Raw genomic sequence first — 12,966 nt, forward strand, 5'->3', positions numbered from 1 at the left:
CTGCCCCGGCGGGGGGAACCGCCCAGTGCCTAGCTGGAAGTTCCTGTCCACAGCTTTACCGGTAATGCCGGTAAAGTCAACGATGCGCTTGAGGTGACTCCCGCAGTCGTGATCAGATGGGCATGCCTAGCTGGGAGTACCTCGCATGCCCTCACCGCGGAAGTTCGAGCCGCACTACCGGCGGATCATCGCCGACATCAGAAGGCGTATCGCCGACGGCGATTGGCCGCCTGGTCACAAGCTGCCCTCGACCAAGGAGTTGGCGGACCTCTACAACGTGGGAAGTCAGTCGACCGTCCGGCAGGCCATCACGATCTTGATTGAGACCGGCGAGTTGTACGGCCACCAAGGGCTCGGCGTTTTCGTCCCCGAGTAGCCGCTCGCTCAGGGACTGCGATCCGTATCGATATCCGATACCGTCTGCCGAATGTACTTCGACCGAGGACGGGTGCCGGATGAGCATCGCCGAGCTGAAGGCGACCCTTGGTGCTGCCATCGAGTCGGCCCGCCAAGGCCGCCGAACCCTCGATCGGGCGATTGCTCAGGCTGAATCGGCGACCGGTGAAGCGGCCCGAGTCCTCCGGGGCAGTCAGCATGCCGAGGTGACCCGCACTCACAGCGCGCTCAGTCTCGCCCAAGCTGAGGTCGAACCGACTCGCCGCCGCTTCGATGCCGTTGCCGAGAAGGTAGGCGACTACCGCTCTCAGCTCGGATGACCAGTGTTGGCGATGTGGTCGCGCACCTTGTAGCGATACGAGCAAGTCTCGACAGCGCTGCTGTGACCGCATCTCGTGCGAAGGCGGACGCCGAACAAGCGCTTGCCCATCTAGCCGAGGTTCGTCGGGGTGGCAACAATCAACGGCTGGCGGCTGCTGCCGCAGACGCCGAAGTCGCCAGGGACAAAGCGGGCCGCTACGCACGCCTGGTGGCCGATGCCGCCCGGCACATCAGCGCCTATGTGAACGTCATCGCCCCCGGCACCGGACCAGTCGACCCGTCCGTCGAGGGCGCCGCGCCCTCGGGTGAACGTCTCGTCACTGAGGCGGAAGCGCGCGGCAGCCGAGCCGACATCCTGTGGCGTCGGCAGGTCCAGAAGGCGGACGACACCGAAGACAGTCTGAAGAGCAGTGAGAACGGCGCAAACCAGTTCTACAAGTTCCTCAGGCAGGACAATCGCGGCGGATCGACTACTGGCACCGCCTCGCACGGGCCAGCTCAGGAGTCTCCCCAAATCGACAACCCCGTGACGGCGATGGTAATGGCGGCCGGCGCCCTGGCGGTGATGGCAAAAGCGATATGGAACTATGGCAACACTCGACGAGCGAGGAGACGGGACAGCGATGATCAAGCCTGACCTGATCGATTACGTCCGGACGATGGTCCGGAGTGACTACGCTGCCAACGAGTCCGTCGGGGCCCGGCTCGATGCCGAGGGTTGGGACGGCTTTCCCAGGTTCCTTGCTGCGCTGTTCTTCGTAGCGGTCGACCGACGCTTCGGCGAGACCGCTGACCGGGCCGGAGTGATCAAATTTGTCGCCGACCTGCGCGCCGAGTATGACGGTGGGCCTGAAATCCGAGCCGACGACGCCGAGTCCTTGATCCTCTCGACCATCGACCCCTCGCTTGACTATGCGATCAGCCAGGAGATGATCGGACGGATCCAGGCGGCGACGGTGCAGAAGATCTTCACCGAAGAGGATCTTGCTGACGTCGAGTTGGAGGCGCTGCTCTCGGAGGCAGCCCAACTCGCCTCGCGGGGCTGACGAGGGTCAGCGGCGGAGGCAAGCGCGTCGCGCGATCCGCGCAGGCAATCAGCATGAGATGCCGCGCATTGAAACTATCGCTCAGCCGAGGACGCTTATGTAGTTGCGGGCGGCCTGCGAACTGCCTTGGAGCAACGTCATCGCCTCCACGAGGCGTTGCTTGCTCTGCTCGGCTCGGGAGATCGCCTCGCCGAGCATGGGGTGTCCGGTGCCGGCAGCTACAGCCCGAAGCCGACCCAGGGTCTGCTCAGTAGCCTCGACGGCAGCGCGGATCTGCTGGTGTGTGGCGTTGCCCTGCTCCGCAGCCTGCGCGAGCGCAGCCTTGACTTCCTCGATGCTCGCCATCCGCGACTCCTGACCTCGATGCGAAGCGATCTCGCGTCCCGTGTCCGGCCGGACACTATCCGACATCGGCGCGTTGCCGCAGTCCCGGACTCTCGGTCGAGTCGGCTAGTTGACATTGCTGCTTACGCCCCGCTCGTGGGTTCCCATGCGTCCTGCGGCGAGCGAGGTCGCGTGACCACAAGGCACCTTGCCGAGGGTCGTCCCGAGGTGTTGATTGACCCGCATACCCTCTGCTTGAGCTGGTGATCAAGGGGGTGGACGGTGGCGCAGAACGTCGACAAGATCGTAATCGCGGGGGTGGCGATAGCGACATTGGTGCTGTCGTTGGTCAAGCTTCGGAGAGACGACTTCGAGCGTGCCCGACAGCTCCATGAAAGCCTGACCACAGGAGAAGTCGCGGAGGCTCGGCATGTCGTCGGCTCTGCGTTCGAGAGTGCAGGCGCCGGTGATCAGGTGCATCTTGAGCAGCCGGAGCAGATCCAGGCGTTCTTCATCGTCCTGTGGTGTTTCGAACGAATTGACGTAGCCAGGGACACGCTCCTGGGCCGGTGGTCATGGTTGCCGGACTGGATCAATCCTCGTCGACTGCTTGACCGGGGCATCCAGACCCACGTGACTATCTACTCGAACTATCTTCGTCGGGCTCATGTCAATGGAGTGCCACTGGTTGATCGGCTGACAGGCACACCCAAAGACGCCGGTCTGCGGCGGCTGCAAGACCGAATCGCTCCCGCCTCAAAGTAGCGGGACGCCGCCTTGGTGACCCGCATGGGTCGCGGGGGCCAGGTCCAGGCAGCACTTTCGGGGAAACTGCGGCCTGGCGGCGGTTTGAGGCGACATCTTCACCGAAGTTGCGCAAACCTGGCACGCTCCGCTCGTTGCGGGCCGAGCGGACCCCGGCCGACGTCAGCTCCGGCCGGGTTGAGTGAGGACCGCGTCCAGTAGGCCGGGGTAGAGGCGGTCCAGTTCGTCGCGGCGGAGCCGGACCAGGCGGCTGGTGCCGGCGGCCCGGGTGCGGGTCAGGCCCGCCTCGCGGAGCACCTTCAGGTGGTGGCTGCGGGTCGCCTTGGAAACGCCGAAGTCGAAGCTGCCGCAGGCAAACTCACCGCCTTCGGCGAGTGCCCGGACGATCTGTAGCCGCACGTCGTCCGCGAGTGCGGCCAGCACGGTGGTGACCGGTATGTCGGTCAGGTCGGGTTCGTGCGGCTCCATGTGACCAGTGTAACCCTTGTTCGACAATCATCGAACGACACCCTATGGTCGGTGTCGTTAGTTCGACGATACTCGAACATTGGAGTTGACGATGCGATCCCGCGCCGCCGCCTACCCGCTGCTCGCCGTGCTCGCTTGGGGCGTGATGTTCCCGGTCCTGGCCAGTGCGCTGACCCGGATCGATCCACTCAATCTGACCACCGCCCGCTACCTGCTCGCCGCCGTCATCCTGGTCGCCATTCTGCTGCTCCGCGAAGGTGCCGGCGCGCTGCGGCCCGGAGGCCGGGCTGTCGAGATCGTGGTGCTCGGCGTGGTCGGCTTTGCCGGCTTCAACCTGCTCACCAACCTGGCGCCCGATCACGCCGCCCCGCAGCAGATCTCCCTCTTCGTGGCCACCACCCCCGTGATCACTCAGCTGGTCCGCTGGGCCCGCGACGGCGTACGGCCGAAGCCGCTCCTGCTGGCCCTCTCCCTGGTGGCGCTCCTCGGAGTCGGCCTGGTGATCACCCGCGGGAGCCTGGCCGGGCTTGACCAGTTCGGTCTCGGCGGTCTGATGATGATCGGCGCGGTGCTCGGCTGGGGCATCTACACGCACGGTGCCAGCCGGTTCGGCACCTGGTCGCCGTTGCGCTTCACCACGCTGACCGCGCTCGCCGGCACGGCCGCCATGCTGGCCGCGAGCATCGGCGCCGACGCCGTCGGCTGGCAGCACGCGCCGGCCGCCGCCGACCTCGCGGCGGTCGCCCCGCAATTGGCGTACGCCGTGATTGTCGCCGCCGTGATCGCGGTCCTGGCCTGGAACACCGGCGTGCAGCGGCTCGGTGCCGCCAACGCCGCGCTGTTCATGAACCTGGTCCCGGTGACCACCTTCGCGATCCAGATCGCCCGGGGCTACCGTCCGGAGCCCGTCGAACTGGTCGGTGCCGCCATCACGATCGCCGCGCTGGTCGCCGCGAACCTCGCCACCAGGGCGCGGATCCGGCCTTCGGCCCTGCCGCAGTCCACCGCGGTCACGGACCCGATCGCGGTGGTCGACCGCGTGGCGGTCAGCGCCCGCTGACCCACGCACTGGGATCTGCGCTGGATGCTTCGCCCGGCTTTGCATAGACTCGGCAGCACAACTGAATACCTCATCCAGAGGGGCTGAGGGATACGGCCCGACGACGCCCCGGCAACCACCCCGCGCGCTCACCGCTGAGCGACAGGCGGGGCAGGTGCCAATTCCGTCCCCGCCGCACCGTGCGATGCGGGGAAAGATGAGAGGACTCCTCGACATGACGTCGACGCTCGCCGCCTCCGCCATCGACACCTCCACCAGCCCTGCCCGCGCTCTGGTGTGTCGCGCCTGCTCGGCCCGCTACCCGCTGGCCGCCCAGCACGCCTGCTACGAGTGTTTCGGCCCGCTGGAGGTCGACTACGACATCGCCGCCCTGGCTGCCGTCACCCGCCAGCAGATCGAGGCCGGCCCGAACAACATCTGGCGGTACGCGGCGCTGCTCCCCGCCGGTCAGGACCCGGCCAGCCGGGTCACCCTCGACCCGGGGCTGACCCCGCTGGTGGCGGCCCCGCACCTCGCCGCCGAGCTGGGCATCACCGCGCCGCTCTGGGTCAAGGACGACAGCGCCAACCCCACCCACTCGTTCAAGGACCGCGTCGTCTCGGTGGCGCTCACCGCCGCGAAGGCGCTCGGCTTCACCCGGTTCGCCTGCGCGTCGACCGGCAACCTCGCCAACTCGGTGGCCGCGCACGCCGCCCGCGCCGGGGTTCCCTCGGTGGTCTTCATCCCCAGTGACCTGGAGCAGGGCAAGGTCATCACCACGGCCGTCTACGGCGGCGAGTTGGTCGCCATCGACGGCTCGTACGACGACGTCAACCGGCTCTGTGGCGAGCTGGTGGAGACCGACGAATTCGAGGACACCGCGTTCGTCAACGTGAACGTCCGGCCGTACTACGCGGAGGGCTCCAAGACGCTCGGCTACGAGGTGGCCGAGCAGCTCGGTTGGCGGATCCCGGCGCAGGTGGTCATCCCGATGGCCAGTGGTGAGCTGCTCACCAAGATTGACAAGGCGTTCTCCGAGCTGGTGGAGATCGGCCTGGTCGAGGCCCCGGCCGGCGGCTGGAAGGTCTTCGGGGCCCAGTCGGCCGGCTGCAACCCGATCGCCACCGCTCTGCACGCCGACACTGACACGATCACCCCGGTCAAGCCCACAGGCATCGCCAAGTCGCTCAACATTGGCGACCCGGCCGCCGGCCTCTACGCCCTGGAGGCGGTCCGCCGCACCGGTGGCTGGATGGAGTACGCGGACGACGACGAGATCCGCGCCGGCATCCGTGATCTGGCCCGCACCACGGGTGTCTTCGCCGAAACCGCTGGCGGGGTGACCGTCGCGGTGCTGCGCAAGCTTGTCGAGTCCGGTCGGCTCGATCCGACGGCGGAGACCGTCGTGTTCAACACCGGCGAAGGTCTGAAGACCATCGACGCGGTGGCCGGCCAGGTCGGGCCGACCCACCACATCAAGCCCTCGCTGCGCGCCGCCCGCGACGCCGGCCTCCTCGGCTGACCCCACCCGCACACCTGTCGCGCCCGTCCCGGTCGCCGGGAGATTGATCGACTCCGTTTCGGCGACGTGGCGGTATTCCGGGCGCCTGGACACCGCCACATCGGCGAAACGGAGTGGATCATGCGCTGGGTCGGGGTCGCGTAGAGGATGGACCGCCGGGTAACTGGCTTTTAGCTGTGAGTGTGGAAAACCCGCCGCTCTGGACTTGACGGCAGGAACCGGACGGCGCAAGATGCTCCGTGCGGGAGGGCATTTCGCCGAAGACTTTTGAAGTTCTTGCGACCCAACGCCGGAGGCGTTGTGCGAGTGTCCCTCCCGACCACGTTCGATCGGGCCAGCGAATAATTCGCTGGCCCGATCGCTTTTCCAGGGCGCACGCTCAGCGGCATGAGCATCATGATCGCGTCGTTCGACGGCGCCGACCGGGCTTCGGTCGACGAGGCGTACCTGATCGGGGCCGCGGCCAGCGTCCTCGATCTGCCGGACTTGCCGCCGTTTTGCCGGCGCCGCTTCGACGCAATGTTCCACTCGCCGATGCCCGGTAGCCAGTCGCTCTGGGCGTTGGCCCGACTGGACGGGGTGCCGGCCGGCTACCTTCGGCTGGACCTGCCGCAGCTCGACAACACCGACAACGCCACCGCCGATCTGGTGGTGCATCCCGAGCTGCGGCGGCGGGGCGTCGGCCGGGCACTACACGAGTACGGGGTGCGGCTGCTGCTGGAGCACGGACGCAAGCGGGTGGTCGGGATGACCGTCTCCGCGCTGCCCGACGGGCCCGCCCGTAGCGTGGCGGGCGACGCGTTCGCCGCCTCGACCGGCGCTCAGCCCGCACTTGCCGAGGTGCGTCGCCGGCTTGAGGTCGCCGAGATCGACCGGGTCGCGTTGCGAGCGGCGCTGGCGGAGGCCCGGCCGCGGGCCGAGGGCTACAAGTCGGTGTGCTGGCAGGGTGCAACCCCACAGGAGTACGTGGCGGACATCGCCTACCTCGACGGCCGGCTGCTCATGGACGCACCCATGGGTGACGTGCAGTGGGAGCCGGAGCAGGTGGACGCCGAGCGCATCCGCGGCAACGATCGCGCCCTGGACGCCCGGGGCCGGCGGCGCTACCACCTCGGGATGCGGCACGAAGCGTCCGGCCGGCTGGTCGCCTGGACCCTGCTGGACGTGGGCCCCTCCGCCGACTGGCACGCCTTCCAGCAGATCACCCTCGTCGACCCGGCTCACCGTGGGCACCGGCTCGGCCTGATCGCGAAGGCCGAGAACCTGCACCACCTGCTCACCCACGAGCCGGCGGTACGCGTCATCGACACCTGGAACGCGGCCAGCAACAGTTACATGGTGGCGATCAACGACCAGCTCGGCTTCCGCCCGGTGGACTCCTGGACCGACTGGCAGCTCATCCTCTGACGGGTATTGGCGCTACTGCTCACGCCGCGTGCTCAGGCATGATTGCGGGCATGACGGAGACCCCGCAGCCCCTGTACGACAGGCACGCCGACACCCTCAACCGTGCGCTGACCGCGATCACGGAGCGGGGCTACTGGTCCGCCTATCCCGAGTCCCCCAGCCCCCGGGTGTACGGCGAGACCGCCGCCGCCGACGGTAAGGCCGCGTTCGAGGCGTACCTCGGTGGCGACTTCCCGCTCGACCAGCCGGGCACCGGCGTTCGGGTCGCTACCGAAGCGAGCCCGTTCGGGGTGCAGCTTGCGGTGCGTTACCCGCACTCCGGCACCGACGAGCTGGTCAGTGCCGCGACCGCCGCCCTGCCGGCGTGGCGCGACGCCGGCCCGCAGGCACGGGTGGGCGTCTGCATGGAGATCCTCGACCGGCTGCACAAGCACATCTTCGAGCTGGCCAACGCGGTGCAGTTCACCAGTGGCCAGGCGTTCGTGATGGCCTTCCAGGCTGGCGGCGCGCACGCACTGGACCGGGCGCTGGAAGCGCTGGCGTACGCGTACGCCGAGATGACCCGTCACCCGGGCACGGCAGGCTGGGAGAAGGCCGCCGGCAAGGGCGACCCGCTGCGGATGACCAAGACGTTCCACGTGGTGCCGCGCGGGGTGGCGCTGGTGATCGGCTGCAACACCTTCCCGACCTGGAATTCGTACCCTGGGCTGTTCGCCTCGCTGGTCACCGGCAACCCGGTGATCGTCAAGCCGCACCCGCGCGCGGTGCTGCCGTTGGCCATCACCGTGAAGTACGCCCGGGAGGTGCTCGCCGAGGCCGGCTTCGACCCGAACCTGATCATGCTGGCGGCTGAGGCCCCCGGCGAGAAGCTCGCGAGCGACCTGGCCCTGCACCGCTCCATCAGGATCGTCGACTTCACCGGCTCCACTGAGTACGGCGACTGGCTGGAGACGCACGCCCGGCAAGCGTCGGTCTACACGGAGAAGGCCGGTCTGAACACGGTCGTCATCGACTCGACCGACGACTTCGCCGGGATGTGCCGCAACCTCGGTTTCACGCTGACCCTCTACAGCGGTCAGATGTGCACCACCTCGCAGAACATCCTCATCCCCGCCGGTGGCATCGAGACCGACCAGGGGCACAAGAGCTTCGACGAGGTGGCCGGCGGGATCGCCGCAGCGGTTGCCAAGCTCACCGCGGACCCGGCCCGAAGCGTGGAGCTGACCGGCGCCATCGTCAACGACGGGGTGCTGGAGCGGCTGGCTGAGGTGACCAAGGTCGGCGAGCCGGTGCTGGAGTCGCGGGCAGTGGTCCACCCGGCGTACGCCGACGCGGTGGTGCGTACGCCGACGATCGTGAAGCTGGCCGCGGGCGACGCGGAGACGTACGGCCGGGAGTGGTTCGGGCCGATCTCGTTCGCCATCGCGACCGACTCCACCGCGCACAGCCTGGAGCTGCTGCGTCGCACGGTCGGCGAGAAGGGCGCTCTCACCGCAGGGGTCTACTCCACCGACGAGGCGGTGCTGGACGCCACCGAGGCGGTGGCGGTCGAGGTCGGGGTGCACCTGTCCTGCAACCTCACCGGCGGGGTTTTCGTGAACCAGTCGGCGGCGTTCTCCGACTTCCACGGCAGTGGCGCCAATGCGGCGGCGAACTCGGCGTTGACCGACGGGGCGTACGTGGCTAATCGGTTCCGGATCGTTCAGTCGCGGCGTCACGTGTAGTTAGTTGCGGTGGGGGTTTCCGGGGCAGCCCGACCCGCTCCGGGCGGTCAGGCTTGATCCCTGCGCGGGTCGGGCTGCCCCGGAAACCCTCCCGAGGCACGGTGGTCGCTGACGCATCCGGCTTTGAGGGCAGCACAGTGGTTCTGCCTTGGGGCGAGTTCTTGGTTTTAGGCTTTTTTGCGCATTTGTAGTTCGGTCAGGGCTGGGATGGTGGGGTGGGGGACTCGTACGCCGGTGTCGGTGAAGCCCAGGCGCTGGTAGGCGCGGTAGGCGCGGTCGTTGCCGACCACCACTTCCAGCAGCAGCTCCGGTCGGCCGCAGGCTCGCGACCAAGCGGCCACTTCGTCGATCAGTTCGGCGAGAAGTCCACTGCCCCGCCAGATCGGCGTTACGTACACGGCGTAGATCACGGTCAGCCCGGGTTCGTTCGGGGCGGCCGTGCCACCGGCGTGCCCGACCAGCCGGCCGCCCGGGTCGGCGATGAACTGCGCGTTACGGGAACCGGCCGAGGTGTAGGAGACCCGGGCGGCGAACTCGTTGTGCGGTCGGGCCGCCGCGTCGGCAAGGGTCTCCAGGAAGGCCAACGGCGCGTCGGCCAGCATCTCCAGGCGCAGCGCCCGCATCCGGGCGGCGTCCTCCGGCCGGACCCGGCGGATCTCCGCGAGCCGTAGGGCCGGCGAGCCTATGTCGGTGGTCATGTCCGCATGCCTACCACAGGGGATGGACGCCGTTTCGTGAGCTGTGCCCGATTGCCGTCACCGCGGGGCGCCCCTGCGGCCCTCCACCCATTCGCAATGGCGTGCGCGAATTCGGCGGCTCGAGAACCCGACCGATCAGTGCGGTTGGGGACGCCCGAAGTGTGTCCGATTTGTGGCCGTGCGCGGTCGTCACTCCTCGTGTAGCGTGCGATTTCGGTCACCTGCTTCAATGGCCGTCATCGATCGCTGAGGCGGTGTCCGAGGGCGCCCGGCCGCGCCGTGCGCCGGGTCAGGCAACGCCGCGCAGAGTGAGGGATGTGCACCGTGGCACAGGGCACCGTGAAGTGGTTCAACGCCGAAAAGGGCTACGGCTTCATCGCCGTCGACGGCGGTCAGGACGTGTTCGTTCATTTCTCTGCGATCGAGATGGACGGCTACAAGGCCCTGGAGGACGGTCAGCGGGTGGAGTTCGAGGTCGCCCAGGGGCAGAAGGGCCCGCAGGCCGAGCACGTACGCGTCATCGCCTGAGCTTCCTCACCCGATCGGCCCCCGCGTCGGGGCTGCGGCGCTATGGCCTGCGTCGGGCGCTCCCGTTGTGGGGCTGGACGCTGCTGATCAGCCTGCTCATTGGCATCGGCGTCTGTTTCTGCGTGCTGCCGGGCATCTACCTGGCGTTCGCGCTGAGCCTGGCCGGCCCGGTCTACCTCTTCGAACGCCGCAACCCGATCGGCCGGTCGTTCCGGATGTTCCACGACCGGTTCGGCCTGATGCTCGGACGGGTGGCCCTGGTGGCCCTGGCGGTGGTCGTCGGGAGCCTGATTCCCGGTTTCCTGGAAGGGCTGGGCACCTCCGCTCTCGGGACGGATCCCTTCGCGTCACCAGGTACTGCGGTGGGGGCGGTGGCGGTGATCGGGGTCACTGCGGTGTTGGCCCTGCCGGCCCACCTCGCCCCGAGGATCGGTCTGCTCGTGACGTACGCCGAGCAGCGGGCCCATGAGGCGCCGGTGAACACTGCCGGACTGGCCGCGGAACTCGGCTGAGCGGCCCCATCGTGCTTGCACTCGGCAGGGGAGAGTGCTAAACAAGTCATTGGCACTCGCATACCGTGAGTGCCAGCGGTCGGGACGGTGGGGCCAGGTTGCGCCGGTGTGGAGACACCGGGGCGGCACATGGCCGGTCGTCGCGGGCTATCCGGCCCGGCCGAAGGACGTCGCCGTCGCCAGGTGGCGACGTCCCAAGGTGCGCACACCAGGCGGCCCATCCGGGGCACACAAACTCGGGTGGCCCGTGAGTGTCCAGGAGGACAACGCCGTATGGCCAAGATGATCGCTTTCGACGAAGAGGCTCGCCGCGGCCTCGAGCGGGGCATGAACCAGCTCGCCGACGCCGTAAAGGTGACCCTCGGCCCCAAGGGCCGCAACGTCGTGCTCGAGAAGAAGTGGGGTGCCCCCACCATCACCAACGATGGTGTGAGCATCGCCAAGGAGATCGAGCTCGAGGACCCGTACGAGAAGATCGGCGCTGAGCTGGTCAAGGAGGTCGCCAAGAAGACCGACGACGTTGCCGGTGACGGCACGACGACGGCGACCGTCCTGGCCCAGGCCCTGGTTCGCGAGGGCCTGCGCAACGTGGCCGCTGGCGCCAACCCGATGGCCCTGAAGCGGGGCATCGAGGCTGCGGTCGCGAGCGTCTCGGAGGAGCTGTCCAAGCTCGCCAAGGACGTCGAGACCAAGGAGCAGATCGCCTCCACCGCCTCCATCTCCGCTGGTGACACCACCGTCGGCGAGATCATCGCCGAGGCGATGGACAAGGTCGGCAAGGAAGGCGTCATCACCGTCGAGGAGAGCAACACCTTCGGGCTGGAGCTGGAGCTCACCGAGGGTATGCGCTTCGACAAGGGCTACATCTCGGCCTACTTCATGACCGACCCGGAGCGTATGGAGGCCGTCTTCGACGACCCGTACATCCTGATCGCCAACAGCAAGATCTCGTCGGTGAAGGACCTGCTCCCGATCCTGGAGAAGGTCATGCAGTCGGGCAAGCCGCTGCTGATCATCGCCGAGGACCTGGAGGGCGAGGCCCTGGCCACCCTGGTGGTCAACAAGGTCCGTGGCACCTTCAAGTCGGTCGCCGTCAAGGCGCCGGGCTTCGGTGACCGCCGCAAGGCCATGCTGACCGACATCGCCATCCTCGCCGGTGGCCAGGTCATCAGCGAGGAGGTCGGCCTCAAGCTCGACGCCGCCAGCCTCGACATGCTGGGCCGCGCCCGCAAGGTCGTCGTGACCAAGGACGAGACCACCATCGTCGACGGTGCCGGTGACGCCGAGCAGATCCAGGGCCGGGTCAACCAGATCCGGGCCGAGATCGACAAGAGCGACTCCGACTACGACCGCGAGAAGCTGCAGGAGCGGCTGGCCAAGCTGGCCGGTGGCGTTGCGGTCATCAAGGTCGGCGCGGCCACCGAGGTCGAGCTCAAGGAGCGCAAGCACCGCATCGAGGACGCCGTTCGCAACGCGAAGGCCGCCGTCGAGGAGGGCATCGTCCCGGGTGGTGGCGTCGCGCTGGTGCAGGCCGGCAAGACCGCCTTCGACAAGCTCGACCTGGTCGGCGACGAGGCGACCGGCGCGAACATCGTCAAGGTCGCGCTGGACGCCCCGCTGCGGCAGATCGCCGTCAACGCCGGCCTTGAGGGCGGCGTCGTGGTGGAGAAGGTCCGTAACCTCGAAGCGGGTCACGGCCTCAACGCCGCCAACGGCGAGTACGTCGACCTGCTGGCCGCGGGCATCATCGACCCGGCCAAGGTGACGCGCTCGGCGCTGCAGAACGCCGCTTCCATCGCGGCGCTGTTCCTCACCACCGAAGCCGTTGTCGCGGACAAGCCGGAGAAGACCCCGGCTGCCCCGGCTGGCCCGGGTGGCGGGGACATGGACTTCTGAGTCCAGTTCCGACACAGAACGGGGCGGGCCGCTGACGCGGTCCGCCCCGTTCGTCGTCAGGTGGGTAGGGGGCGCTGGTTGCGCCGCTTGTGCGCCCGGTCGTACGGCGGAAGCAGTTGGATCGGCGCGTCCACCATCTCCTGCGGCTCGTCGACCACCGACGGCGAGTCGTCCGTGGTCATCTCGGCCAGTTGCTCGGCGTCGCCGTAGTCGAGCCGGTCGAGCGGCAGTTGGCCGGGGAGTTCGCCGACCGGTTTCCAGGTGATCGGCGGGCCGTCCTCGGTCTGGTCGTCATCCGTGGTCATGGCTGCCTCCTCTAC

16 protein-coding genes and 1 riboswitch are annotated in these 12,966 nt (G+C 68.1%); of the genes, 12 read left to right on the top strand and 4 right to left on the bottom strand.

Annotated elements, in window-relative coordinates; all coding sequences use genetic code 11:
* Positions 1-145: 145 nt before the first annotated feature.
* From ACLQ28_RS24485 to ACLQ28_RS24500, 4 genes are all read left to right on the top strand, one after another.
* Positions 146-376 carry a GntR family transcriptional regulator gene (locus tag ACLQ28_RS24485; RefSeq protein ID WP_425688616.1) on the top strand — a complete coding sequence of 77 codons (231 nt, stop codon included), beginning with the start codon at positions 146-148 and terminating at the stop codon, positions 374-376.
* 79 nt (positions 377-455) lie between these two features.
* Positions 456-716 carry a hypothetical protein gene (locus ACLQ28_RS24490; protein WP_425688617.1) on the top strand — a complete coding sequence of 87 codons (261 nt, stop codon included), beginning with the start codon at positions 456-458 and terminating at the stop codon, positions 714-716.
* Complete coding sequence (locus ACLQ28_RS24495; RefSeq protein ID WP_425688618.1) at positions 713-1,354, top strand: hypothetical protein; 642 nt, start codon at positions 713-715, stop codon at positions 1,352-1,354. Before ACLQ28_RS24490 ends, ACLQ28_RS24495 begins: the two co-directional genes overlap by 4 nt.
* Positions 1,341-1,763 (top strand): hypothetical protein, encoded by a 423-nt coding sequence (locus tag ACLQ28_RS24500; protein ID WP_425688619.1) that lies wholly within the window; start codon positions 1,341-1,343, stop codon positions 1,761-1,763. Before ACLQ28_RS24495 ends, ACLQ28_RS24500 begins: the two co-directional genes overlap by 14 nt.
* An 81-nt stretch (positions 1,764-1,844) precedes the next feature.
* On the opposite strand, the gene ACLQ28_RS24505 is transcribed toward ACLQ28_RS24500, so the two are convergent.
* Positions 1,845-2,108, bottom strand: coding sequence for a hypothetical protein (locus ACLQ28_RS24505; RefSeq protein WP_425688620.1), 264 nt, complete (start codon positions 2,106-2,108; stop codon positions 1,845-1,847).
* Between the two features lie 261 nt (positions 2,109-2,369).
* Between ACLQ28_RS24505 and ACLQ28_RS24510 the strand changes: the two genes are divergently transcribed.
* The gene (locus ACLQ28_RS24510) at positions 2,370-2,852 is read left to right on the top strand and encodes a hypothetical protein (protein WP_425688621.1); all 483 of its coding nucleotides are present in this window, start codon (positions 2,370-2,372) and stop codon (positions 2,850-2,852) included.
* Positions 2,853-3,014: 162 nt separating this feature from the next.
* Here the strand turns inward: ACLQ28_RS24510 and ACLQ28_RS24515 are convergent, their stop codons facing one another.
* Positions 3,015-3,320 (bottom strand): ArsR/SmtB family transcription factor, encoded by a 306-nt coding sequence (locus ACLQ28_RS24515; RefSeq protein ID WP_425688622.1) that lies wholly within the window; start codon positions 3,318-3,320, stop codon positions 3,015-3,017.
* Between the two features lie 91 nt (positions 3,321-3,411).
* Between ACLQ28_RS24515 and ACLQ28_RS24520 the strand changes: the two genes are divergently transcribed.
* The 4 genes from ACLQ28_RS24520 (at position 3,412) to paaN (ending at position 9,012) form a co-directional block, all read left to right on the top strand.
* Positions 3,412-4,380 carry a DMT family transporter gene (locus ACLQ28_RS24520; RefSeq protein WP_425688623.1) on the top strand — a complete coding sequence of 323 codons (969 nt, stop codon included), beginning with the start codon at positions 3,412-3,414 and terminating at the stop codon, positions 4,378-4,380.
* A 67-nt stretch (positions 4,381-4,447) separates the two neighbouring features.
* Positions 4,448-4,583, top strand: a riboswitch (SAM riboswitch).
* Between the two features lie 11 nt (positions 4,584-4,594).
* Complete coding sequence (gene thrC / locus ACLQ28_RS24525; protein WP_425688624.1) at positions 4,595-5,881, top strand: threonine synthase; 1,287 nt, start codon at positions 4,595-4,597, stop codon at positions 5,879-5,881.
* Between the two features lie 387 nt (positions 5,882-6,268).
* Positions 6,269-7,288: a GNAT family N-acetyltransferase gene (locus ACLQ28_RS24530; RefSeq protein ID WP_425688625.1), complete on the top strand. Its 1,020-nt coding sequence runs from the start codon at positions 6,269-6,271 to the stop codon at positions 7,286-7,288.
* Between the two features lie 50 nt (positions 7,289-7,338).
* A complete protein-coding gene (gene paaN, locus ACLQ28_RS24535) occupies positions 7,339-9,012 on the top strand; it encodes a phenylacetic acid degradation protein PaaN (RefSeq protein ID WP_425688626.1) in 1,674 nt (557 codons plus the stop codon).
* A gap of 167 nt (positions 9,013-9,179) precedes the next feature.
* Here paaN and ACLQ28_RS24540 read toward each other — a convergent pair whose 3' ends face one another.
* A complete protein-coding gene (locus tag ACLQ28_RS24540; RefSeq protein WP_425688627.1) occupies positions 9,180-9,710 on the bottom strand; it encodes a GNAT family N-acetyltransferase in 531 nt (176 codons plus the stop codon).
* 324 nt (positions 9,711-10,034) lie between these two features.
* Between ACLQ28_RS24540 and ACLQ28_RS24545 the strand changes: the two genes are divergently transcribed.
* The 3 genes from ACLQ28_RS24545 to groL all read left to right on the top strand — a co-directional run bounded on the left by ACLQ28_RS24545 (position 10,035) and on the right by groL (position 12,646).
* Positions 10,035-10,238: a cold-shock protein gene (locus ACLQ28_RS24545; protein WP_425688628.1), complete on the top strand. Its 204-nt coding sequence runs from the start codon at positions 10,035-10,037 to the stop codon at positions 10,236-10,238.
* A 65-nt stretch (positions 10,239-10,303) separates the two neighbouring features.
* A complete protein-coding gene (locus ACLQ28_RS24550) occupies positions 10,304-10,750 on the top strand; it encodes a hypothetical protein (protein WP_425688629.1) in 447 nt (148 codons plus the stop codon).
* Positions 10,751-11,023: 273 nt separating this feature from the next.
* Complete coding sequence (gene groL / locus ACLQ28_RS24555) at positions 11,024-12,646, top strand: chaperonin GroEL (RefSeq protein WP_110563811.1); 1,623 nt, start codon at positions 11,024-11,026, stop codon at positions 12,644-12,646.
* Between the two features lie 56 nt (positions 12,647-12,702).
* Here the strand turns inward: groL and ACLQ28_RS24560 are convergent, their stop codons facing one another.
* On the bottom strand, positions 12,703-12,951 hold the full coding sequence (locus ACLQ28_RS24560; protein ID WP_425688630.1) for a hypothetical protein: 249 nt from the start codon (positions 12,949-12,951) through the stop codon (positions 12,703-12,705).
* Positions 12,952-12,966 lie beyond the last annotated feature (15 nt).

Origin of the sequence: Micromonospora sp. DT201, assembly GCF_049841575.1 — a bacterium.
Taxonomy (GTDB): Bacteria; Actinomycetota; Actinomycetes; order Mycobacteriales; family Micromonosporaceae; genus Micromonospora.

Bases quoted from the DNA above. Each gene is read 5' to 3' on its own strand.
- ACLQ28_RS24485 (WP_425688616.1), top strand. From the start codon at position 146: ATGCCCTCACCGCGGAAGTTCGAGCCGCACTACCGGCGGATCATCGCC.
- ACLQ28_RS24490 (WP_425688617.1), top strand. From the start codon at position 456: ATGAGCATCGCCGAGCTGAAGGCGACCCTTGGTGCTGCCATCGAGTCG.
- ACLQ28_RS24495 (WP_425688618.1), top strand. From the start codon at position 713: ATGACCAGTGTTGGCGATGTGGTCGCGCACCTTGTAGCGATACGAGCA.
- ACLQ28_RS24500 (WP_425688619.1), top strand. From the start codon at position 1,341: ATGATCAAGCCTGACCTGATCGATTACGTCCGGACGATGGTCCGGAGT.
- ACLQ28_RS24505 (WP_425688620.1), bottom strand. From the start codon at position 2,108: ATGGCGAGCATCGAGGAAGTCAAGGCTGCGCTCGCGCAGGCTGCGGAG.
- ACLQ28_RS24515 (WP_425688622.1), bottom strand. From the start codon at position 3,320: ATGGAGCCGCACGAACCCGACCTGACCGACATACCGGTCACCACCGTG.
- ACLQ28_RS24520 (WP_425688623.1), top strand. From the start codon at position 3,412: ATGCGATCCCGCGCCGCCGCCTACCCGCTGCTCGCCGTGCTCGCTTGG.
- thrC (WP_425688624.1), top strand. From the start codon at position 4,595: ATGACGTCGACGCTCGCCGCCTCCGCCATCGACACCTCCACCAGCCCT.
- ACLQ28_RS24530 (WP_425688625.1), top strand. From the start codon at position 6,269: ATGAGCATCATGATCGCGTCGTTCGACGGCGCCGACCGGGCTTCGGTC.
- paaN (WP_425688626.1), top strand. From the start codon at position 7,339: ATGACGGAGACCCCGCAGCCCCTGTACGACAGGCACGCCGACACCCTC.
- ACLQ28_RS24540 (WP_425688627.1), bottom strand. From the start codon at position 9,710: ATGACCACCGACATAGGCTCGCCGGCCCTACGGCTCGCGGAGATCCGC.
- groL (WP_110563811.1), top strand. From the start codon at position 11,024: ATGGCCAAGATGATCGCTTTCGACGAAGAGGCTCGCCGCGGCCTCGAG.
- ACLQ28_RS24560 (WP_425688630.1), bottom strand. From the start codon at position 12,951: ATGACCACGGATGACGACCAGACCGAGGACGGCCCGCCGATCACCTGG.